This window comes from Streptomyces sp. ISL-1, assembly GCF_018614585.1.
In the GTDB taxonomy this organism is placed as follows: Bacteria; Actinomycetota; Actinomycetes; order Streptomycetales; family Streptomycetaceae; genus Streptomyces; species Streptomyces maoxianensis.
Genome location: NZ_JAGGOI010000016.1, coordinates 1 through 21,186, shown reverse-complemented (window position 1 = coordinate 21,186; position 21,186 = coordinate 1). Strand labels below are relative to the sequence as shown.

Below are 21,186 nucleotides of genomic sequence, written 5' to 3'. Positions count from 1 at the left end.
CTCAGGGTGTCCGCGCCCTGGTTCGACGTGACCGGCGGTGAGAGTTCCTGGCTTCCGGGGGATTGCTCCCCCGGTGACAGTGGCGGGACCGCGCCGGATTCGCACCGGCTTCCTCTTCTGCCGCCGTAGATGGCCTGGGAAGTCCACCACGTGCGAGAACGCCCGTCAACTCACCCTTGACCTGCGGCGGGAGAGTGTGCCGAGCCCCACATCGACGGCACAGAAAAGGGCCGGACCGGGTCACCCACGGGGGTGCCCGGCCCGGCCTGGTGCTCAGTGAGCCGCCGTCAGACGACGATCAGATAGATCCCGTACGACACGGCCGCCGCGCAAGCCGCGAAGCAGGCGTACGCGCCGGTGCGCGCCAGGACCGCGGAGCCGCCGCCCCCCGCGGCTGCCGCTTCCTGCTTGGTCAGGCCCACGATGCCCAGGGTGAACAGACCCACCAGGGCGACGGTGGCGACGAGGCTCACGCCGAAGACGGAACCGAGAGCTGCCCAGTCGATGTTCATGCTGATCTGTCCTTATACCCTGGCCGGCTGCGTCGCCGGCTCCTCGGAGTCGGCCGCCTGGGGCTGGGCCGGGATGTTCGCCTTGAGGTCCTGCGCGGGCGTGCCGGCCGGCGGCGGAGTGACGGCCGCGATGGCTGCGGTCACCACACCGGCGGGCTCGGCGTCGCCGGTCACGTCGTTGACATTGGTGTGATCGACCACCTGGCGGCGGGAGACGAACCAGATCGCGGCACAGGCGCCGATCAGGAAGGCCGCGACGGCCGCGACACCCCAGTCGCCCTGCTTGGTCACGAACTCCGAGCCCGCGGCGACCAGACCGGCGGCCGGCAGGGTCAGGCCCCAGGCGACGAACATCCGGGTGGCGGTGGACCAGCGGACCACGCCGCCCTTGCGGCCGAGTCCCGCGCCCATCACGGCGCCGGAGCAGGAGTGCGTGGTCGACAGCGAGAAGCCGATGTTGGAGGAGGCGAGGATGACGCTGGCCGCGCTGGTCTGGGCGGCGAAGCCCTGCTGCGGCTGGAGGTCGGTCAGGCCCTTGCCCATGGTGCGGATGATGCGCCAGCCGCCGAGGTAGGTGCCCAGCGCGATCGCGAGACCCGCGGCGAGGATGACCCACATCGGAGGGTTGGAGCCGGGGGAGAGAATGCCGCCGGCGATGAGCGCCAGCGTGATGATGCCCATGGTCTTCTGCGCGTCATTGGTGCCGTGGGCCAGGGAGACCAGGCCCGCCGAGGTGATCTGGCCGGCGCGGTAGCCCTTCGCGGTGGCCTTCCCGTCGGCGTTCCGGCCGATCCGGTAGGTCAGCCGGGAGGCCAGGAACGCGGCGATGCCGGCGACCAGTGGGGCGGCGATCGCGGGGATCAGCACCTTGGTGACGACAGTGCCGCCGTTGACTCCGCCGACGCCGACCGAGGCGATGGTGGCGCCGATCAGTCCGCCCATGAGGGCGTGCGAGGAGCTGGACGGCAGGCCGATCAGCCAGGTCATGAGATTCCACAGGATGGCGCCGACGAGCGCCGCGAAGATGACCTGAGGTGTGATGCCGTCCTCGGTGACGATGCCACTGGAGATCGTCTTGGCGACCTCCACGGACAAAAACGCGCCGACGAGATTGAGCACGGCGGACATGGCCACCGCCGTCTTGGGTTTCAGAGCGCCGGTCGAGATGGTCGTCGCCATCGCGTTGGCGGTGTCGTGGAAACCGTTCGTGAAATCGAACACGAGCGCTGTCACGATCACAATCGCGAGCAGCAAGGTGATGTGTTCCATTTACCCAGGCAATCGTTTGACGTCAGTGGCCCGGCGAACGTAGTTAACCTGGATGAACGGAAGATGAACTGAGACGGGCTTTGCGGTGTCCTCAAGTGAGGATCCGTCAGTCCACGTGTGTCCGCCGCCGTGTCGGCCCGGTGACAGCAGGAGGAGGGCGTGGCAGCGACGCCGAACCGAAGCGAAAACCGGCTCTTTGTTGCGCTTTGCGTGATCTTCGTCACCCGCCTGCCGCTGCGGCCTCCGGCACCGCCTGACAGGATCGCCGCATGACCGATCAGGTGCGGCAGAACGCGATCGAGCGGGCATGGGAAGACCTCGTGGCCACGGCCCGCAGGACTGCGGCGGCAGGCCTCGTGGTGGGCACATCGGGCAATGTCTCGACGCGGGTCGGCGGACTCGTCCTCGTCACCCCGAGCGCAGTCCCCTACGACCGGCTCACCCCCGAGGACACCGTCGCCGTCGATCTCGACGGCAACCAGCTCCTCGGCGAGCTCGCCCCCACCAGCGAGTTGCCGCTGCACCTGGAGGTCTACCGCAACACTCAGGCCGGCGCCGTCGTCCACACCCATGCCGTCTATGCCACCGCCGTCTCCACGCTCGTCCCCGAGCTCCCGCCCATCCACTACATGGCCGCGGCCCTCGGCGGCACCGTCCGCGTAGCGCGGTACGCCCTGTACGGAACGGACGAGCTGGCGGCGAACATGCTCCACGCACTGCGCGAGCGCAGTGCCTGCCTGCTGCAGAACCACGGCACCGTCGCCTACGGCGACTCCCTCGACCAGGCCTACGACCGCACCGCCCAGCTGGAGTGGATGTGCCGCCTCTGGCTGACCGCGGCATCACTGCCCGGACACACGCCCAGCCTGCTCACCGGCTCCCAGCTGCGCGAGGCCGCGGACAAGCTCCAGGGGTACGGCCGGCCTCGCTGACACCACCTGCGGCCGCTGTCCACTGGCAGTGCGGCGGGCTGGTGCCGACACTGGAACGATGCGCCCGGCTAAAGCGACGGCAGCGGCCGTCACCACTCTGATAGGTGTCGGCGCGGCCGCGATTGCCCTCGGCCGCTACGCAAGCGACGCCGCGCTCAAAGCGCAGCCAGGACGGCCGCTGCCCGGCGAGCCCCGGCCCACCGTGCATGCCACGGCCGACGGCCAGGTGACCCTGACCCGCAGCCTCGCCACACAGCGCCCCGGCACGTACGCACTCGACGGCGAGGATGTCCACGCGGTCGTCGGCCCCGTACTCGACGGGGTGTCGCACCCCGTCGACACCGTCGTACGCCGCTTGGAGCGGGTCAACCGCGGCAGACTGCGGCCCGGCAGCAGGGTGCGGCTCACCCCGCAGGTGCACAGCGGTGACCCGTCGAGCGCGCTCGGCATCGCCCACCGCGATGTCGGGATCCCCGGCGAACTCGGCGCGCTTCCCGCCTGGTTCGTGCCGGGCCCGCGGGAGACGTGGGTGATCACCGTGCACGGCCTGGGCGCCACCCGGGAACACCCGCTGAACCTCCTGCCGTTCCTGCACGCCCAGCGGTTCCCCGTCCTGGACCTCGCCTACCGGGGGGACGAGGGCGCCCCCGAGCCCCCCGACGGGCTCGGCCACCTCGGCGACTCCGAGTGGCGCGACCTGGACGCGGCCATCCGCTTCGCGGTACGCCACGGCGCCGAGAACGTCGTCCTGTACGGCTGGTCCACCGGCGCGTCGATGGCCCTGCACGCCGCCGCCAACTCCGCGCTGCGTGACCGGATCAGCGGGCTCGTCCTTGACTCCCCGGTCCTCGACTGGGAGGCCACCCTGCGCAATCTGGCCGCCCGCCGGACCCCGGCGGTCCTGCTGCCCCTCGCCGTGAGGGCGGCGCAGGGCAGGACCGGACTGCACGGCGACCGGCTGCTCAGCGCCTCGGACCCGGATTCCCTGCGTGTGCCGACGCTGATCTTCCACGGCCCGGAGGACATGCTCGCCCCCTGGCAGCGGTCCCGCGAACTGGCCGCCCGCCGCCCCGAGCTGATCAGCCTCCACACGGTTCAGCACGCCCCGCACGCCGCCATGTGGAACGCCGACCCGGCAGGCTACGAAGAAGTCCTCCGCCGCTTCCTCACCCCCCTGATGTAGCCCTGACGTGGTCATGACGCCTCCGGCGGGGTCCTGGCGGAACGGCCGCGCGGCACGGCCGACCAGGTTCCGTTTGGGCTTTCGGGCCGTCAGCGGGAAGACTGCCCCTCGTGACGTCCCGAAAGCCTGATGAGCAATTGGCGCGCAACTCCAGACTCCGTCTTGTCCGCCCGCAGTCGCTGGCCACCGCCAGGCGGGCCGTGACGACCCGGCGCACCCGGCCGGCCCCCCGGCCTCCCGAGGGCACTCCCGCCCCCTCGGAACTGGCCCGCCAGGCGAGGGTGGTACTCGCCGACGCCGTACGGATCGCCCGCTGGGCGGCTGTCGAGCGGGACCCCAGCTCCTCACAGCTCACCGAGCGGTCCCAGCAACGGGCGGCCGCCGCACTGGAGTTGACCCCGCTCCAGGTACGCGCGGGCTGGGACCGGGCCCGCCTCGCCGGCCTGGTCGAACTGCACGGCGACACCGCGCGCCCCGGCTGGCGGCTGCGCGCCTGGGACCGCGACGACATGGCCGTACTGCGTGGCTGGGTCGCCCTCTTCGACGCCTGGTCGCTGGTCCACCCCGCCCCCGAGGACGTCGCCCCCACCGCGGTCGCCGAGGTCGTCGAGGCCGTGCCCCAGGTGCTCTCCCTCCTTCAGCTCTCGGCCGGGCCCGTGCTCGTACCGCTGCTGCTGGACCTGTTGCAGCAGCGCGTCGCGGAACTGCGCGAGGAGCGCTGCGAAGTGCCCTACGGCCCGCAGCCCGACCTGCCCGAGGCCGGGCAGGAGGACATCCCCGTCTCCGCGCTTCTCCACTGGGCTCTTCAGGGCCTGTCGGCCGTCGGCGCCCTGACCCTCGACAGGGGCCGGTCCGCCACTCTCACCCCCCTCGGCAACTGGGCGGTCTGGGTCAAGCTCGAGCAGATCTGCGTCGCCGCGCAGAGCCCCGCGGGCAACATCGAGCAGTCCGCCGAGGACATGCTGCGCGGCTGCGCCCGCCTCACCCCGGGCCCGGCCCGCGCCGAGTACCGCGCCTGGCTCGCCGCCCGCACCGTCCCGAGCGCCGTCGCGGAGCTCCTCGCCGTCGCCCGCGGCGAGGACGCCCTGCTGCGCGGGCTCGCCTTCGAGGCGCTGCGGGTCGTCGGCGCCCCCGCGGAGGCCGAGGTCCGCGCCACCGCCGACGAGCCGTCGCTGCGTCCCTATGTCCTGCTCTGGCTCGCCGAGCAGGAAGGCGCGGACCCGGAGGACGCCGCCGACGTCCTCACCCGGGCGGAAGCGACGTGGCTCTGGGTGGACACCGCGGCGGCCGTCGCCGACCACGGCGAGCCCGAACTGCTGCTGCGCCATCTCGACTCCGCGGTGCAGGGCACGGTCCCGGCGCTCCTCGAAGAGGTCCGGGCCGGGGGACACCCCCGCACCGTCCAGGTCCTGGTCGCTCTGGCCGCCGCGCACCCGGACCCCGCTCTGGCCAAGGCCGTACGCCGTGCGGCGTTCCAGGTGCACACCGGAGACGCCTAGGGCGACCCGGCTTTTCCTCGGCCGCCGGAGGGGCTTGGAACCAAGCCCCTCCGGCGACCGAGGACACGAGCCGGGCGCAAGGGGGCTAAGACTCCTCCGCCCCTGGCGTGTACGTGCCGAAGCTCCATACGTTGCCCTCGATGTCACGCGCCATGTAGTCGCGCGCGCCGTAGTCCTGGTCCGTCGGCGGCATCATGATGTCCGCTCCGCGCTCCACCGCCCTGGCGTGGTGTGCGTCGACGTCGTCGACATGGACGAACACCCCCACCGGACCGCCGTCCTTCATCAGCTTGTCGAACTCGCTGCCGGTGCCCTTGCTGCCCAGCATCACCATGCCGTTGCCAAAGATCAGCTCGGCGTGCACGACCGCGCCCGCCTCGTCCTCGTACACCGCGCGCTCGGTGAAGCCAAAGGCTTCGGTGAGCTGTTTGATCGCGGCCTTCGCGTCCGCGTACAGCAGCGTCGGACAGATGCTCGGGGACTCAGACATCTCGATCACTCCTTCATGCTCGACGGTGGAACGTGATCTGCGTCTCAGTCTCGCAGCCGCCACTGACACTCAGCGGAAGGTGTCGCACCGGGCCATGTCGCCCGTACGGAAGCCGTTGTGGAACCACTGCCGGCGCTGCGCGGCCGAGCCGTGCGTCCAGGACTCCGGGGTGACCCGCCCCTGGAACCTCTCCTGGATCCGGTCGTCGCCGACCGCGGCGGCCGCGTCCAGGCCGTCCTCGATGTCCTGCCGCGTCAGCGTGGTCAGCACAGGCCGCCCGGTGGTCCCGTCCGGCGTGGTCGTCGCATGGTGCGCCCACACCCCCGCGTAGCAGTCCGCCTGCAGCTCCAGCCGCACCGCGTTACTGCCCGCGCCCCGCTGCCCGTCCTGCGCCTGCCGCAAGGTGCCCATCAGGTCCTGCACATGATGGCCGTACTCATGAGCCACCACATACGCCTGGGCGAACGGCCCGCCGTTCGCCCCGAACGTGGTCCGCAGATCGTCGAAGAAGCCGAGATCCAGATAGACCTGCCTGTCCCCGGGGCAGTAGAACGGCCCGACCGCCTCGGTCGCCGTTCCGCACGCCGTACCCACCCGGCCGGTGAACATGACCGTCCGCGCGTCCGAGTAGCGGCCCTGCCGCCGTGGGAACTCCGCCCGCCAGTAGTCCTGCACGCTGTTGACCACCGCGACGATGCGGCAGTCCTCCCGGGTGTTGGCGTCCGAGCCCCTCCTGCATGCCTCGTTCACCTGCGTCTGTGACGAGGTTGTCGCTGCCGGATCGGAGTCGCCGGACGACAGCCCCAGCTGCTCGGGACGCACCCCGAAGAGCAGTCCCAGGATCAGCGCGATGACGCCGGCGATGCCACCTCCGACGGTCGCCCTGCCGCCGGGGATACGGCTGCCGCGCCCGTCCTGGACCTCGGAAGTGTCCAGGTCGGCGTCGTCGTCGAACTGCATGGGCCACCGCCCTCGGCTGCACAGCGGCGGCAGCCCGCCGCCCTGCGCCGAGTATCGATCACTCCGATGCGTCTTGCCCTTTTTATCGCGATAGCCCCGCTATCAACCCCTCTCGCGGCTGGACCGAGCCCGGGGGCAGCCGGGAAAGCCCGCGCCAAACCACTTGCACGACCCCGGTACAGTGGCCGGTATGGCAATTCTCCTTGCGCATTAGACGGCGTCGAAGCTCCCACGACCGTCCCTTCCGCCGTCAATACCGCCCTGGAGTCTTTCCGTGATCACCACTTCCGGCGTCGAGCTGCGCGCCGGCGCCCGCGTCCTCATCGAGTCCGCATCCTTCCGTATCGCCAAAGGCGACCGCATCGGGCTGGTAGGCCGCAACGGAGCGGGCAAGACCACCCTCACCAAGTGCCTCGCGGGCGAAGGCACCCCCGCCGCGGGCACCATCACCCGCTCCGGCGAGGTCGGCTACCTCCCGCAGGACCCGCGCACCGGCGACCTCGACACCCTCGCCCGCGACCGGATCCTCTCCGCCCGCGACCTCGACTCCGTACTGAGGAAGATGCGCGAGAACGAGGACCGGATGGCGAACGGCCAGGGCGCCACCCGCGAGAAGGCGATGAAGAAGTACGAGCGCCTGGAGACGGAGTTCCTGACCAAGGGCGGTTACTCCGCCGAGGCGGAGGCCTCCACCATCGCCGCCGCGCTCGGCCTGCCCGACCGGGTCCTCGGCCAGCCGCTGCATACGCTCTCCGGCGGTCAGCGCCGCCGCGTCGAGCTCGCCCGCATCCTCTTCTCGGACGCCGACACCCTGCTCCTCGACGAGCCGACCAACCACCTCGACGCCGACTCGATCGTCTGGCTGCGCGACTACCTCAGGACCTACCGCGGCGGCTTCATCGTCATCTCCCACGATGTCGACCTCGTCGAGACGGTCGTCAACAAGGTCTTCTACCTCGACGCCAACCGCTCCACGATCGACGTCTACAACATGGGCTGGAAGCTCTACCAGCAGCAGCGCGAGGCCGACGAGAAGCGCCGCAAGCGCGAGCGGCAGAACGCCGAGAAGAAGGCCGCCGCCCTCAACTCGCAGGCCGACAAGATGCGGGCCAAGGCCACCAAGACCGTGGCCGCGCAGAACATGGCCAAGCGGGCCGAGCGGCTGCTCGCCGGTCTCGAAGAGGTACGGGCCTCCGACAAGGTCGCCAAGCTGCGCTTCCCGGAGCCCGCGCCCTGCGGCAAGACCCCGCTGACCGCGGAGGGCCTGTCCAAGTCGTACGGCTCGCTCGAGATCTTCACCGATGTGGACCTCGCCATCGACAAGGGCTCCCGGGTCGTCATCCTCGGCCTCAACGGAGCGGGCAAGACCACCCTGCTGCGGCTGCTCGCCGGAGTGGAGAAGCCGGACACCGGAGCGGTCACCCCCGGCCACGGCCTCAAGCTCGGCTACTACGCCCAGGAGCACGAGACCCTCGACCCGGACCGCACTGTCCTGGAGAACATGCGCTCCTCCGCGCCCGACCTCGATCTCGTCGAGGTGCGCAAGACCCTCGGCTCGTTCCTGTTCTCCGGTGACGACGTCAACAAGCCGGCCGGGGTCCTCTCCGGCGGTGAGAAGACCCGACTCGCACTGGCCACGCTGGTCGTCTCGTCCGCGAACGTCCTGCTTCTCGACGAGCCCACCAACAACCTCGACCCGGCCAGCCGCGAGGAGATCCTCGGCGCGCTGCGCACCTACAAGGGCGCCGTCATCCTCGTCACGCACGACGAGGGAGCGGTCCTGGCGCTCGAGCCGGAGCGCATCATCCTGCTGCCGGACGGGGTCGAGGACCTGTGGGGCGCGGACTACGCGGACCTGGTGGCGCTCGCCTGACCCGCTCGTTCCCGGCTTTCCGGTCCGGTCCGGCGCTGATCCACTCCGTATGGATCATTCGGCTCACCGGTGATCCATCATCTGAGTGAGTGCGTCTCGTACTACGGCGTGGCGCCGAGCGGATCCTCTCCGTCCGGTGCTGCGCCGCGCCCGTCTCCCCGGCGCGCCGCTGACCTGCTACTTCTGGCGGGAACCCGCCCGGGCGTGCGTACAAGGACGTGCGGAATGAGTAATTCCGGTCGTGGCGACCACTCGGCGCACGGCAAAGCTTGTCGCACGGACCTTGCCGAATGGGTGGCCAGGAAGCTCCGGAGGGGTGATCATGAGAGTCCAGAGCGCACTTCCCATGAGGAGGCACGGGTGGCCGAGACTCTGAAGAAGGGCAGCCGGGTAACCGGCGCCGCGCGCGACAAGCTCGCGGCAGACCTGAAGAAGAAGTACGACTCCGGTGCGAGCATCCGGGCGTTGGCCGAAGAGACCGGCCGCTCCTACGGATTCGTCCACCGGATGCTCAGCGAGTCCGGAGTCACGCTGCGAGGACGCGGCGGAGCGACGCGAGGCAAGAAGGCCGCTTCGGCCTGACGGCCGGGCTCCTCCGGTCCACCGGTTTCCATGGTGGCCACCCGGTCGGTCGTACGTGCGGCCGGGTGGTTACTGTGCAGTCACTTATCTTCGTCTGCACTGACTGCACCCGAACCGGAGGCGCCCCATGACTTCGCTCGACTCTGTGCTCGACAAGGACGGCGTACGGCTCACCGTCGAGGACGCGGTTGCCACGGTGACCCTGGCCAACCCGGACAAGCGCAACGCCCAATCTCCCGCGCTGTGGCGGGCGTTGGCGCTGGCGGGTCGGTCGTTGCCGGGCGATGTGCGTGTCGTGGTGCTGCGCGGCGAGGGCAAGTCCTTCTCCGCCGGCCTGGACCGGCAGGCGTTCACGCCCGAAGGTTTCGACGGCGAGCCGTCCTTCCTCGACCTCGCACGCGGCTCCGACACGGAGCTCGACGCGGTCATCGCCGAGTACCAGGAAGCGTTCACCTGGTGGCGCCGCAGTGACATCGTCTCCATCGCGGCCGTCCAGGGTCATGCGATCGGCGCCGGATTCCAGCTCGCCCTCGCCTGCGACCTCCGGGTCGTCGCGCAGGACGTGCAGTTCGCCATGCGCGAGACCAGCCTCGGGCTCGTCCCCGACCTCACCGGCACCCATCCGCTGGTGTCGCTCGTCGGCTATGCCCGCGCGCTGGAGATCTGCGCGACGGGCCGCTTCGTGCACGCCGAGGAGGCCGAGCGCACCGGCCTCGCCAACCTCGTAGTGCCGGGAGACGAACTCGACAGTGCGGTTCGGGACTTGGCAGGCGCGCTGCTCGCTGCGCCTCGGGACGCGGTCATCGAGACGAAGGCGCTGCTCCAGGGCGTGGGCGGGCGTTCGTACGAGGAGCAGCGCACCGCGGAGCGGGCGGCGCAGGCGCGCCGACTGCGTGATCTCGCGGGCATCGGCGACTGATCCCTGCCGACCGGCTCACCCCGCCCCCTTCAGGCCCAGACCGAGCTGACCAATACCGCCACCGGGCGGCCGTCCGCGAGCGCCGTCGTCACCGCCTCGCGGACCGCCCGGACCACCTCCAGCGGGCGGTGGCCGCTCGCCGTCGCCACCTCGACGCGTACATGGTCGGGGGCGAGACGCACTGCAGTGCCCAGGGTGGCCGTCAGATGCGCGACCCCCGGGACCCGGGACGCCGCCGTGCCCGCCGGGTCTGTCGGGGCGGCGGCCCGTACCTCGGCCGGGGGAGTGGGAGCCGGCGCCTCCGGGGCGGCGTCCAGCAGCTCCGTCACCCGTAGATCCACCTCCGCGACCTCCAGATCCAGCTGGGCCGCGGCCGCGAACAGCACGGTGCGCAGCGCGGACGCGGTGTCGGGCAGCGGATCCCGCGCCGCGGCGGCGAAATCCGCCTCAATCCGCAGCGGCCCCGGCGGCAGCGCGCTCGGCGGGGCCGGCACGGTGGGTGCGGCCGCAGTGTCGGGATCCGCCAGTGCCAGCCTGAGCCGACCGGGAGTCACCCCCGGGACCTCGCCCGCCGCCCGCCGCAGCACCGCCGCGGCCGCCTGCTCGGCCAGCCAGGCGCCGTCCGCCGCACCGCCCAGCGGAAGCAGCCTGCCGAGCCCGAGACGTCGCCGTACCGCATCAGCCGTGGTCATTACTCCAGCTTGCCGCATCTCCGGCGCGAAATGGGGCAAACGCACCTAAGGTGGGCGGCGGAGTCCCCCCGCCCCCCGGAAAGGGAGTCCCCACCGCCCGGAAAGGACGCATGGCCATGACCGAAACCTCTCAGCGAAACCGTCCCGAGAACCCTGGCGGCGAGCCCTCCGGCTCGGACGAGGCGCCCAGGAGGACCTCAGTGACCAAGCGTGGGGGCGGCGATCCCGCGTCCCGTGGCCGTACCACGATCGCCGACGGGGTGGTCGAGAAGATCGCCGGGCTCGCCGCCCGCGATGTGGTGGGCGTCCACGCGATGGGCAGTGGCCTCGCCCGCAGCTTCGGCGCGGTCCGCGACCGGGTGCCCGGCGGCAGCAAGTCCACTGCCACCCGCGGGGTGAAGGCCGAGGTCGGCGAGGTGCAAACGGCCCTCGACCTGGAGATCGTCGTCGACTACGGCGTCTCCATCATCGACGTCGCCGGCGCCGTCCGCGAGAACGTCATCTCCGCGGTGGAACGCATGACAGGACTCGAAGTCGTCGAGGTCAATATCGCAGTCAGCGATGTGAAGCTGCCTGATGAGGAAGAGGACGAGCCGGAGCCGCGTCTCCAGTAGAGGAGCCCACGATGAGCATGACCGTGGTCGGCCTGTTGGCCGGCATGGCACTCGCCTTCGCCGGATACTTCGGCGGATTCGGTGCATTTCTACTCGTCGCCGCGTTGGGGGCGGTCGGCTTCATGGCGGGCCGGATCCTCGACGGCGACATCGAACCCGGCGACTTCTTCCGCAGTCGCGATCGCGGCGAGCGGCGGCGGTGACACGCCGTGGCCGACGGGGGTGCCCCCACCGAAGATAGAGGGAGCGTTGCAGCCGCCGAGCGCGGGGCCACCGTCATCGCCGACCGGGTGGTGGCGAAGATCGCCGCGCAGGCGGCGCGGGAGGCGCTCGACGGCGTGCCCGAGGGCGGCGCGCCGCCCCGTGCCACGCTCACGGTGCACCATGACGTCGCCCGCGTGCGGGTCAGCCTGGAACTCGACTACCCCTCCGACATCGGCGGCCAGTGCGGTGCCGTGCGTCACCGAGTCGCCGAGCGGGTAAAGGCGTTGGCGGGGATGGATGTGCCCGAGGTGGCCGTGCAGGTCGAACGGCTGCACTCGGTGCACTCGCGCAGGGCGGCACAGGGGAGGATCCGATGACCGAGCCCGTACGGCCCGTGCTCGATCTGGACCAGTCGGCGTCGGCCGCGGCCTACGAGCCGCGCGTGGCGCCGGACGACGGCGACGGCGGCAAGGCCGGGCGCTTCTGGTCCGTACGCCGGGTGCCGGCCGGGCTGCTGGCCCTGGTGGTGCTCGGCGGCGCGGGGCTGCTCCTGTACGACATCGCGGCAGTACGGGCCAACCGCCCCGCCATGCAATGGCGCCGCGCTCTCGCGGCGGACCTCGCGAAGTGGCGGGTGGACGAACTGTGGGTGCTGGCAGTCGCGGTGGCCGCGATGATCCTCGGCGTCTGTCTCATCGTCATCGCCGTCACGCCCGGACTTCGTTCGCTGCTGCCGATGCGCCGCGACATCGCGTCCGTACGAGCGGGACTCGACCGGGATGCCGCGGCGCTCGTGCTGCGGGACCGGGCGATGGAGGTCTCCGGGGTGCAGTCCGCGCGCGTACGGACGGGGCGTAGGAAGGTCTCCGTGCGGGCCGTGTCCCACTTCCGCGAACTCGACGACGTACGCGCGGACCTGGACGCAGCGGTGGGCGCCGCCATCAAGGAACTCGGCCTCGCCAGGCCGCCCGCCCTGACTGTGCACGTCCGCCGGCCGCCCGCGAAGAAGAGGTGAGACCGGATGCTTCGGGTGATCAATCGCGTGGTGCTCGGCCTCGCCGGGCTGGTGCTGCTGTGCGTGGGCGGCGGGGTGCTCGCCGCGGGGGCGGGTTGGCCGGTGCCGTCCTGGTGGCCGTGGGACGGGCCGAACGATGTGCTGCTGAGCGAGGCGGACCGGGACCGCTGGCGCGCCGAGGGCTGGTGGTGGCCCGCGGTCATCGGGGGACTCGCGGTGGTGGTGCTACTGGCGCTGTGGTTGGTGCTCGCCCAACTCCGGCGCTCCCGGCTGGCGGAGGTTCTCGTCGACAGCGGTGACGGCGAGGGTGCGCTGCTGCGGGGCCGAGCGTTGGAGGGCGTGCTGGAGGGCGAGGCGGAATCTCTGGAAGGCGTGTCCCGCGCGCATGTGACGCTGACGGGCCGCCGGAGCGCGCCCGAGGCGCGGGTGGGTCTGCTCCTTGAACCGCACGCGTCGCCGGGCGAGACGCTGACGCGTCTCTCGGAGGAGGCGGTGGGTCACGCGCGAGACTCGGCGGGCCTGGCGGTGCTGCCGACGGAGGTCCGCCTGCGAGCTGCGAAGCACCGGGCGCAGAGGGTGAGTTGAGGGTGGCGGGGGCTCCACCCCCCGGACCCCTGGAGGTGAGGGAGCAGGGCGCTTCGCCACCGGGCCGCGCCCGACGCGGCGAGGTCGGCGCCTCACCGCCTCCGCGGCCCGGGGGCTCCGGGCACAGCGCCCGGCGGTCGCGGGGTCGGCGGACCCCCTGCTCACACTCGCGGACCGGAGTGATCGGACGGGCGGGTGGGACGCACGCCCCCGCGCAGCGCGGGAGCTTCTCCCACAAGGCCGCACCCGGCGGGCGGGGAAAGCGCACAACCCAGCCCCCCGCACCCGGCGACGGTCCCGTCCCCGCGCCCCGCCGACGACCCCCGCGCCGCCTCAGAAGCCGTGGCGCATGCCGCCGTCCACCGGGAGCATTACGCCCGTCAAGTACGACGCCGCCGGCGACAGCAGGAACGCCGCCGCGTTGCCGAACTCCTCCGGCCTGCCGTAGCGCCGCAGCGGGATGCGGGACTCGTTCGCCGTGCGTGCCGCGTCCGCGTCGCCCGAGAGCGCGTCGAGTTCGCGGACGCGGTCCGTGTCGATGCGGGCCGGGAGCAGGCCCACGACGCGGATGCCCTGGGGGCCGAGTTCGACCGAGAGGGACTTCGCGAAGCCTGCCAGGCCGGGACGCAGACCGTTGGAGATCGTCAGGCCCGGGATCGGCTCATGGACCGAGCCGGACAGGACGAAGCCGATGACACCGCCCTCGCCGAGCGCCGCGGCCGCCGTGCGGGCCAGCCGTACCGCGCCCAGGAACACCGTCTCGAACGCCGCCAGCCACTGGTCGTCCGTATTGTCCGCGGCGAACCCCGGCGGCGGGCCGCCCACGCTGATCAGAATGCCGTCGAAGCGGCCGAAGTGCGCCCGGGCCGCGGCGACAAGCCGCTCCGCCGCCGCCGGGTCGCCGTTGTCCGAGGCGACGCCCACCGTGTTCGGGCCGACTTCGGCGGCGGCGTCCGAGACGGACTTCTCGTCGCGGCCGGAGATGACTACTTTCGCGCCGCCCGCGACCAGCGACCGCGCAGCGGCGTTGCCCAGCCCCCGCGACGCACCCGTGACGACGTAGACGCGGTCTTTCAGTCCAAGATCCATGGCCCCTATCCTGCCGTCTCCTCCTCGTTCAGCGCGAGGGCCGAGTTCGCCAGCGCGATATGACTGAACGCCTGCGGGAAGTTCCCGAGCTGGCACCGGGCAACCGGGTCGTACTCCTCGGCGAGCAGCCCGACGTCGTTGCGCAGGAGGAGCAGCCGCTCGAAGAGCTCCCGCGCCTCCTTCCCCCGCCCCGTCATCCGCAGCGCGTCCACCAGCCAGAACGAGCAGGCCAGAAAGGCCCCTTCGCCTCCCGGCAGCCCGTCGACCGTCCCGCCCTCCGTGCTGTAGCGGCGTACGAGAGCGCCGTTGGCCCCCAGCTCGTTCCGTACCGCGTCCACCGTCCCGATCACCCGCGGATCGTCCGGCGGCAGAAATCCGACCCGCGGAATGAGCAGCGTCGCCGCGTCGAGTTCGAGGGAGCCGTAGAACTGCGTGAAGGTGTTCCGCTGCGGGTCGTACCCCTTCTCGCACACCTCCTGGTGCACCTCGTCCCGCATCGTGCGCCACCGGTCCGCGTCGCCGCGCAACGAGGGATTCGCCTCCAGGGTGCGCACCGCTCGGTCCGCCGCCACCCATGCCATCACCTTCGAATGCACGAAGTGGCGCCGCGGGCCCCGCACTTCCCACAGCCCCTCGTCCGGCTCGCGCCACTTGGACTCCAGGAAGCCGAGCAGGCTGAGCTGCAGATTCCAGGCGTGTTTCTCCGTGGCCAGACCCGCCTGCTCCGCCACATAGAGGGAGTCGATGACCTCTCCGTACACATCGAGCTGCAGCTGCTCCACGGCCCGATTGCCGATGCGGACCGGCGTGGAGCCCGCGTAGCCGGACAGCCACGGAAGCTCGGTCTCGGGCAGCCGGCGCTCGCCCGACAGCCCGTACATGATCTGCAGGTCCGCCGGGTCGCCGGCCACCGCGCGCAGCAGCCAGTCACGCCAGGCCTTCGCCTCGTCCAGATAGCCCGCCGTCAGCAGTGCGCCGAGCGTGAGAGTGGAGTCACGCAGCCAGCAGTAGCGGTAGTCCCAGTTGCGTACGCCGCCGAGCTCTTCCGGCAGGGATGTGGTGGGCGCGGCGACGATCCCGCCGGTCGGGGCGTAGGTGAGCGCCTTGAGGGTGATCAGGGAGCGCATGATCGCCTCGCGGTAGCGGCCCTCGCTCCGGCAGCCCGAGGACCACGCGGCCCAGTCCTCCAGGCTGCTCTCCAGCGCTTCGTAGGGGTCGATGAGATCAGGCCGCGGCATGTGCGAGGGATACCAGGTCAGGACAAACGCGATCTTTTCGCCCGCACCGACCGTGAACGCCGAGCGGGTGCTGAACTGCTGACCCCACGTCTTGACGTTCGGCTCGCTGCGCAGCCATACGGAGTCGGGACCGGCGACCGCCACCCGGTGGCCGTCCGCGCGCCGCATCCACGGCACGATGGAGCCGTAGTCGAAGCGAATCCGCATGACGGCGCTCATCTCGACCGTTCCGCTGACGCCCTCCACGATCCGCATGACATCGGGGGCCCTGTCGCGCTGCGGCATGAAGTCGATGACCTTGACCGTTCCGGTGTGCGTCTCCCACACCGATTCCAGGACGAGCGAGTCGCCGATGTAACGGCGGCTGGTGCACAGGCCCGCGCCTTTCGGGGCGATCCGCCACTGACCGTTTTCCTCGTCGCCGACCAGTGCGGCGAAGCAGGCCCCCGAGTCGAAGCGGGGCAGGCAAAGCCAGTCGATGGAGCCGTCCTTGCCGACGAGTGCGCCGGTCTGCAGATCCCCGATGAGGGCGTAGTCCTCGATGCGTAGCGTCACGCATTGGCGTGTTCCCGCCCAGTGCGGGGGTTAAGCAGCCGTGACCGTGCCACGGGTGGTTGCTAGACCGTCGCGGGGGAGGGCTCCCGGGCGTCCTGCGTCGCAGCGGTCTCGCGGTCGCGCTTCTCACGGCGTACGAGAATCACCCAGCCGACGGGTACCGCGGCCGTGAAGAGCCACCACTGGACCGCGTACGCCATGTGCGCGCCGATGGAGTCGTAGTCGGGGTCCGGGATCATTTCAGGGCTTTTGCCGGCCGGCTCGGGCGCGGTCTGTTCCAGATAGCCGCCGAGCACGGTCCGGCCAAGGGACTTGGCCTGCTGCGCGCTGCTGATCAGCATGACCTGGCGGGGCGGCAGACCGGTCAGGTCCTTGATGCCGCTTGCCTTCGTCGTCTCGTCGGCCTTGAGCCGGCCGGTGACGGTCACGGTGCCCTTGGGAGCGGGCGGTACGGAGGGGAAAGCTCGCTGGTCGGCGGCGGTCGGGATCCAGCCGCGGTTGATCAGGACCGCCCGGCCGTCGGCCAGGATCAGCGGGGTCAGTACATGGAAGCCGACCCGGTCGTCCGCGGAAGTGCGGCGGCGTACGACGACTTCGTGCGCGGTGTCGTAGGTGCCGGTGGCGGTGACCTGACGCCAGTAGTCGGCGCGCGGGACGGTGTGCCCGGGGGAGGTGAGCTCGGTCACGAGGACGGGCTTCGCCCCGAGGTTCTCGGCGATCAGGGTGTTCTGCGCGACCCGGTGCTGGTGCCGGTGGAACTGCCAGAAACCCAGCTCGATCATCGTGGGGATGAACACGAGACCGATGAGGGTGAGGATCACCCACTGGCGGGACAACAGGAAGCGGTACACGGTTTCGACCGTACCCGCTGTGGCCTGCGGCCCGGACGGTGGGTCGACGTCCGGGCCGCGAACCCCGCTGTCGCGGGACAACTGACCCCGCTCGCAGGGTCACGGGGCCTACCGCGGATCATCCCCGCGCGGCCGGGAACTGAGCACGTCGTGCCGCGGCATGGCACTCAACGACCGGGCTCGCGCCGGTCACACCTTGTCGACGATGCCCGCCCTCCCCTCCGCGCGGGCACAGTGCCCGCCGCAGTACCAGTGGCCACCGACCTCGACGCCCTGGCCGATGATCTGGACCCGGCAGTGCTCACAGATGGGCGCCATGCGGTGAATGGCGCAGGAGAAGCAGTCGAAGACGTGCACCGCGCCCTGCGCGTGCACCTCGAAGGACATCCCGTAGTCGTTTCCGCATACTTCGCAACGTGCCATGCGCCACAGGGTGGGACGGGAAGCCGCCGCTGGGCGAGCGGGCGGCGGGCGAGTCGCGCCGGGTTCACTCCGATGCGGGTGCGGGTGCGGGTGCCGCTGCCGATCGGGGTGCGGGTGCCGGTCCCGCCGATCCGGGCGCCGGTGCAACGTCACGCAACAGCTGTGTGAAGGCAGCCTCGTCGATGACCGGCGTGCCGTGCGACTTCGCCCTGACGGTCTTCGAGGTAGACGCCTCAGGGTCGTTGGTCACCAGCAGACTCGTCAGCCGGGACACGCTGGTCGCGACATGCAGCCCCGCCTCGATCGCCCGGTCCTCCAGCAGCTCCCGTTCGACGGAGGTGTCGCCGGAGAACGCCACCCGCATGCCCTGCGTCAGCGGCCCGCCCACCTCGTACCGCCCCGGGTTGGGATGGGGGCAGGCCGGGCGCTTGCGCGAGGGTCGCCAGCTGCCCTGTCCGTACGAAGCCTGGTAGCCGATCCGCGGGGTCACGGGGGAGTCCGACCACTCCGTCAGCGGACGGCACTCGAGCAGCGGCAGCCGCACCCCGTCGCGGGCCGCGCTGTGCAGACTCGGCCGGAACGCCTCGGCCAGCACCCGCGCATCGTCCAGCGCGTGGTGCGCCCGCTGCTGTACGACGCCGAAGTGCGCGGCGAGCGACTCCAGCTTGAAGTTGGGCAGCGGCAGCCGCAGCTCCTTGGAGAGCGCGATGGTGCACAGCCGCTGCCGGGTGGGCGCGGTGCGCTGCGCCCGCGCGTACTCCCGGGCGATCATCGACCAGTCGAAGATGGCGTTGTGCGCGACGAGGACCCGGCCGTCCAGCCGCTCGGCGAACTCAACGGCGATCTCGCCGAACAGCGGCGCGCCCTCCAGCACATCGCTCGTCAGACCATGGATCCACACCGGACCCGGATCCCGCTCCGGGTTGACGAGGGTGTACCAGTGGTCCTCGACATTGCCCAGGGCGTCGAGGCGGTACACGGCAGCGGAGATTATCCGGTCGTCGCGGGCGAGTCCGGTGGTCTCCACGTCGACGACCGCGTACCCCTCGGGATACGCGGCCGGCCACGCCGTTGCTGCGGTTGTACGGTCGTCGAGCATGGTCACAGAGAATACGGGCCCGCACTGACAGCGACGGATCGGCCCGGTCCTCGCGCGACCCACCGGAGCCGGGTACGCGGGCTTTCGGCGGTGACCGTGCCAGGTCACGTGCCTGCCGGCCGGCAATGCCGGTCACCCCCTCGGGGGACACGCGGCCCGCGGCAACGGCGCAACACCCGCCTGCCTGCGGCACCTTCGGCGGCCACGCTCCGGGACGAGCTCCGCCCGGCCGTCCGGCTCCGCGCCCACCGAGCGGGTCCGCGCACCGCGGGAGCCGCACAGGGCGCAGGCGCGTTCCTCACGGACTTCCCTCATGGCTGCAGCAGCGCGCTCACCAACGCCCATACGGACGCGGTGAATAGCCTCTTCGGATCCGCCGGCCGCGCCGGCGCCCGTGCCGGGGCCGGGTCGTGTTCCGCCGTCTTCACGTCCCGAGTTGGCTCTCGCCCGGCGACTGGACCGACCACCTCGTGGACGGCGTACACAACGAGGCATTCGCGAACAGGGCCGTCGCGAACAAGTGGTTCAACGACAACGAGGAAGGGCTCAAGGGCGGTTGGCACACGGCCCAGCGACTCAAGGAGCTCGACGGCGAGGGGGTGGCTGCCGAGGTCGCCTTCCCGGACGCGGACGCGGATGCGGATGCGGATGCGGCCAGCGGATACGGACGCCGTCGCCAGCCGGACCGCCGCGCCCCACGACCGGCGTTACGACCCCGTCCGAGACCGCCGAGCCGCCGGCGCAGATCCCGGTGGACGCGATGAGCTCCGCCTGCCCGGGGCGGGTCGGTGCGCGTGTGGTGAACTCCGGGGTGAGACCCTCCCCGGGTGACTGACGGTTTCCGGGACGTGCCCCACGACGAAGCTCACGGCGGGCCCCTCGGCGTGCGCCTCAACTGGCTCCGCGCCGCGGTCCTCGGCGCCAATGACGGCATCGTCTCCACCGCGGGCCTCGTCGTCGGCGTCGCGGGCGCCACCGGCTCGCGCGGCACGCTGCTCACTGCCGGACTCGCCGGGCTGCTGGCCGGGTCGATGTCCATGGCGGCCGGTGAGTACGTCTCCGTATCCACCCAGCGCGACTCCGAGGAGGCGGCACTGGAAGTGGAGCAGCGCGAGCTGAGCGAACAGCCGGAGGAGGAACTGGAGGAGCTGACCGGCCTGTTGGCGGACTACGGTCTCTCGTCGGCGGTGGCCCGCGAGGCCGCCGTCCAGCTCACCGAACGCGACGCGTTGGGCGCCCACGCGCGCGTGGAGCTCGGCATCGACCCGGAGGCGCTGGCCAACCCGTGGCACGCGGCGGGTGCGAGCTTCCTGGCGTTCACGGTGGGCGCGCTGCTCCCACTGCTGGCGATCGTCCTGCCGCCGTCGTCCCTGCGCGTGCCGGTCACGGTCCTCTCGGTGCTCGTGGCCCTGTCCCTGACGGGCTGGTCGAGCGCCCGCCTGGGCGGGACGGCGGCGGGCCGGGCGGTGCTGCGCAATGTCGTCGGCGGAGCGCTGGCGATGGCGGTGACGTACGGCGCGGGGTCGCTGCTCGGCGCGGCGGGGGTCTGAGGGCTGGACCGCCTGACGGCCGAATTGGCAGAAGTCACCAAAAGCAGCTGACAAGTCGTCTCGCATACTTGTCGGTAACAACGTCTAGCCGTGGTCCGGTCCCCGCCTCTACGGTGCTCGCATGCCGAACCTGCCCGATGTCGTGCTGTGGTCGATACCCGCCTTCGTCCTGCTCACCGTCCTGGAGATCGTGAGCTACCGGTTCCATCCGGACGAGGACGCCGCCGGCTACGAGACCAAAGACGCCGCCACCAGCATCGGGATGGGGCTCGGCAGCCTCGTCTTCGACGTCCTGTGGAAGATCCCCATCGTCGCGATCTACACCGCGGTCTACGAACTCACGCCCGCCCGTGTCCCCGTCCTGTGGTGGACCATCCTGCTGATGCTGCTGGCGCAGGACTTCTTCTACTACTGGTCCCACCGTGGCCACCACGTCATCCGGATCCTGTGGGCCTGCCATGTCGTCCATCACTCCAGCCGGAAGTTCAATCTCTCCACCGCGCTGCGTCAGCCCTGGACGAGCCTGACGGTCTGGCCGTTCTATCTGCCGCTCATCGCCTGCGGCGTGCATCCGGCCGCCCTCGCCTTCTGCTCGTCCGCCAACCTCGTGTACCAGTTCTGGGTGCACACCGAGCGGATCGACAAGCTGCCGCGGCCCTTCGAGTTCGTACTGAACACGCCCTCCCACCACCGGGTGCACCATGCGTCCCAAGGCGGTTATCTGGACCGGAACTTCGGCGGGATCCTGATCGTGTGGGACCGGCTCTTCGGGTCCTTCGCGCCGGAGACCGAGCGGCCGGTCTTCGGGCTCACCAAGAACATCGGGACGTACAACCCGCTGCGGGTGGCCACGCACGAGTACGCGGCGATCGCCCGGGACGTACGGGCGGCCCGCACCTGGCGCGAGCGGGCCGGCCGAGTATTCCGCGGGCCCGGCTGGCAGCCGCCCGTCCAGGTGGCCGCCGCCGAGCCGGAGCGGGTCGCGTGAGCCGGGGCAGTCGACAGGGCCGCGCCGAGCCCTCGGAGCCGCCTGTGCCTGCGGGGCAGTCGGC

At 71.3% G+C, this 21,186-nt stretch carries 23 protein-coding genes, 1 pseudogene and 1 riboswitch; of the genes and pseudogenes, 14 read left to right on the top strand and 10 right to left on the bottom strand.

All coding sequences use genetic code 11. The annotated features are described in order from the left end of the window. Positions 1-20 precede the first annotated feature (20 nt). Positions 21-164: riboswitch (cobalamin riboswitch) on the bottom strand. Positions 165-287: 123 nt separating this feature from the next. Both J7E87_RS13140 and J7E87_RS13135 read right to left on the bottom strand, forming a co-directional pair. Then, complete coding sequence (locus J7E87_RS13140; RefSeq protein ID WP_215093338.1) at positions 288-512, bottom strand: hypothetical protein; 225 nt, start codon at positions 510-512, stop codon at positions 288-290. A gap of 12 nt (positions 513-524) precedes the next feature. After that, positions 525-1,781 carry an inorganic phosphate transporter gene (locus tag J7E87_RS13135; RefSeq protein ID WP_215093336.1) on the bottom strand — a complete coding sequence of 419 codons (1,257 nt, stop codon included), beginning with the start codon at positions 1,779-1,781 and terminating at the stop codon, positions 525-527. 269 nt (positions 1,782-2,050) lie between these two features. Between J7E87_RS13135 and J7E87_RS13130 the strand changes: the two genes are divergently transcribed. The 3 genes from J7E87_RS13130 (at position 2,051) to J7E87_RS13120 (ending at position 5,395) form a co-directional block, all read left to right on the top strand. Further along, the gene (locus J7E87_RS13130) at positions 2,051-2,713 is read left to right on the top strand and encodes a class II aldolase/adducin family protein (protein ID WP_215093335.1); all 663 of its coding nucleotides are present in this window, start codon (positions 2,051-2,053) and stop codon (positions 2,711-2,713) included. A gap of 58 nt (positions 2,714-2,771) precedes the next feature. Further along, on the top strand, positions 2,772-3,896 hold the full coding sequence (locus J7E87_RS13125) for an alpha/beta hydrolase (RefSeq protein WP_215093333.1): 1,125 nt from the start codon (positions 2,772-2,774) through the stop codon (positions 3,894-3,896). A gap of 110 nt (positions 3,897-4,006) precedes the next feature. Then, entirely contained in the window at positions 4,007-5,395 is a 1,389-nt protein-coding gene (locus J7E87_RS13120) for a hypothetical protein (RefSeq protein ID WP_374195170.1), read from the top strand. Between the two features lie 85 nt (positions 5,396-5,480). On the opposite strand, the gene J7E87_RS13115 is transcribed toward J7E87_RS13120, so the two are convergent. Further along, complete coding sequence (locus tag J7E87_RS13115; protein WP_215093331.1) at positions 5,481-5,885, bottom strand: VOC family protein; 405 nt, start codon at positions 5,883-5,885, stop codon at positions 5,481-5,483. Between the two features lie 69 nt (positions 5,886-5,954). Next, complete coding sequence (locus J7E87_RS13110) at positions 5,955-6,845, bottom strand: neutral zinc metallopeptidase (RefSeq protein WP_215093329.1); 891 nt, start codon at positions 6,843-6,845, stop codon at positions 5,955-5,957. Positions 6,846-7,119: 274 nt separating this feature from the next. Between J7E87_RS13110 and abc-f the strand changes: the two genes are divergently transcribed. The 3 genes from abc-f to J7E87_RS13095 all read left to right on the top strand — a co-directional run bounded on the left by abc-f (position 7,120) and on the right by J7E87_RS13095 (position 10,219). Next, a complete protein-coding gene (gene abc-f, locus J7E87_RS13105) occupies positions 7,120-8,718 on the top strand; it encodes a ribosomal protection-like ABC-F family protein (protein WP_215093327.1) in 1,599 nt (532 codons plus the stop codon). 360 nt (positions 8,719-9,078) lie between these two features. Beyond that, entirely contained in the window at positions 9,079-9,300 is a 222-nt protein-coding gene (locus J7E87_RS13100) for a helix-turn-helix domain-containing protein (protein ID WP_006123601.1), read from the top strand. Positions 9,301-9,427: 127 nt separating this feature from the next. Next, positions 9,428-10,219, top strand: coding sequence for an enoyl-CoA hydratase/isomerase family protein (locus tag J7E87_RS13095; RefSeq protein ID WP_215093325.1), 792 nt, complete (start codon positions 9,428-9,430; stop codon positions 10,217-10,219). Positions 10,220-10,248: 29 nt separating this feature from the next. Here the strand turns inward: J7E87_RS13095 and J7E87_RS13090 are convergent, their stop codons facing one another. Further along, complete coding sequence (locus tag J7E87_RS13090) at positions 10,249-10,911, bottom strand: hypothetical protein (RefSeq protein ID WP_215093323.1); 663 nt, start codon at positions 10,909-10,911, stop codon at positions 10,249-10,251. Positions 10,912-11,027: 116 nt separating this feature from the next. On the opposite strand from J7E87_RS13090, the gene J7E87_RS13085 reads away from it, so the two are divergent. Genes J7E87_RS13085 through amaP form a run of 5 tightly spaced genes read left to right on the top strand, consistent with a single transcriptional unit; the run spans position 11,028 to position 13,329 of the window. After that, positions 11,028-11,525, top strand: coding sequence for an Asp23/Gls24 family envelope stress response protein (locus J7E87_RS13085; RefSeq protein ID WP_215093321.1), 498 nt, complete (start codon positions 11,028-11,030; stop codon positions 11,523-11,525). An 11-nt stretch (positions 11,526-11,536) separates the two neighbouring features. Beyond that, positions 11,537-11,728, top strand: coding sequence for a hypothetical protein (locus J7E87_RS13080; protein WP_215093319.1), 192 nt, complete (start codon positions 11,537-11,539; stop codon positions 11,726-11,728). A gap of 6 nt (positions 11,729-11,734) precedes the next feature. After that, complete coding sequence (locus J7E87_RS13075) at positions 11,735-12,106, top strand: hypothetical protein (protein ID WP_215093318.1); 372 nt, start codon at positions 11,735-11,737, stop codon at positions 12,104-12,106. Then, complete coding sequence (locus J7E87_RS13070) at positions 12,103-12,744, top strand: DUF6286 domain-containing protein (protein ID WP_215093317.1); 642 nt, start codon at positions 12,103-12,105, stop codon at positions 12,742-12,744. The genes J7E87_RS13075 and J7E87_RS13070 overlap by 4 nt, the downstream gene beginning before the upstream one ends. Before the next feature lie 6 nt (positions 12,745-12,750). Continuing rightward, the gene (amaP, locus tag J7E87_RS13065) at positions 12,751-13,329 is read left to right on the top strand and encodes an alkaline shock response membrane anchor protein AmaP (protein ID WP_215093316.1); all 579 of its coding nucleotides are present in this window, start codon (positions 12,751-12,753) and stop codon (positions 13,327-13,329) included. Positions 13,330-13,662: 333 nt separating this feature from the next. Here amaP and J7E87_RS13060 read toward each other — a convergent pair whose 3' ends face one another. The 5 genes from J7E87_RS13060 to J7E87_RS13040 form a co-directional block, all read right to left on the bottom strand. Continuing rightward, positions 13,663-14,418: an SDR family oxidoreductase gene (locus J7E87_RS13060; protein WP_215093314.1), complete on the bottom strand. Its 756-nt coding sequence runs from the start codon at positions 14,416-14,418 to the stop codon at positions 13,663-13,665. 5 nt (positions 14,419-14,423) lie between these two features. Then, a complete protein-coding gene (locus J7E87_RS13055) occupies positions 14,424-16,211 on the bottom strand; it encodes a glycoside hydrolase family 15 protein (RefSeq protein ID WP_215093312.1) in 1,788 nt (595 codons plus the stop codon). A 62-nt stretch (positions 16,212-16,273) separates the two neighbouring features. Then, positions 16,274-17,062, bottom strand: a complete 789-nt coding sequence (locus J7E87_RS13050) for an SURF1 family protein (RefSeq protein ID WP_215093310.1) — start codon at positions 17,060-17,062, stop codon at positions 16,274-16,276. A gap of 189 nt (positions 17,063-17,251) precedes the next feature. After that, entirely contained in the window at positions 17,252-17,485 is a 234-nt protein-coding gene (locus tag J7E87_RS13045) for a hypothetical protein (RefSeq protein ID WP_215093308.1), read from the bottom strand. A gap of 64 nt (positions 17,486-17,549) precedes the next feature. Then, on the bottom strand, positions 17,550-18,590 hold the full coding sequence (locus J7E87_RS13040) for a DEDDh family exonuclease (RefSeq protein WP_308312923.1): 1,041 nt from the start codon (positions 18,588-18,590) through the stop codon (positions 17,550-17,552). Positions 18,591-19,060: 470 nt separating this feature from the next. Here J7E87_RS13040 and J7E87_RS13035 point away from each other — a divergent pair. The 3 genes and pseudogenes from J7E87_RS13035 to J7E87_RS13025 all read left to right on the top strand — a co-directional run. After that, positions 19,061-19,252 (top strand): annotated as a pseudogene (locus J7E87_RS13035) (amidohydrolase); the annotation flags it as partial. Positions 19,253-19,411: 159 nt separating this feature from the next. Next, entirely contained in the window at positions 19,412-20,134 is a 723-nt protein-coding gene (locus J7E87_RS13030; protein WP_215093305.1) for a VIT family protein, read from the top strand. A gap of 121 nt (positions 20,135-20,255) precedes the next feature. Further along, positions 20,256-21,122 (top strand): sterol desaturase family protein, encoded by an 867-nt coding sequence (locus tag J7E87_RS13025; protein WP_215093303.1) that lies wholly within the window; start codon positions 20,256-20,258, stop codon positions 21,120-21,122. Positions 21,123-21,186 lie beyond the last annotated feature (64 nt).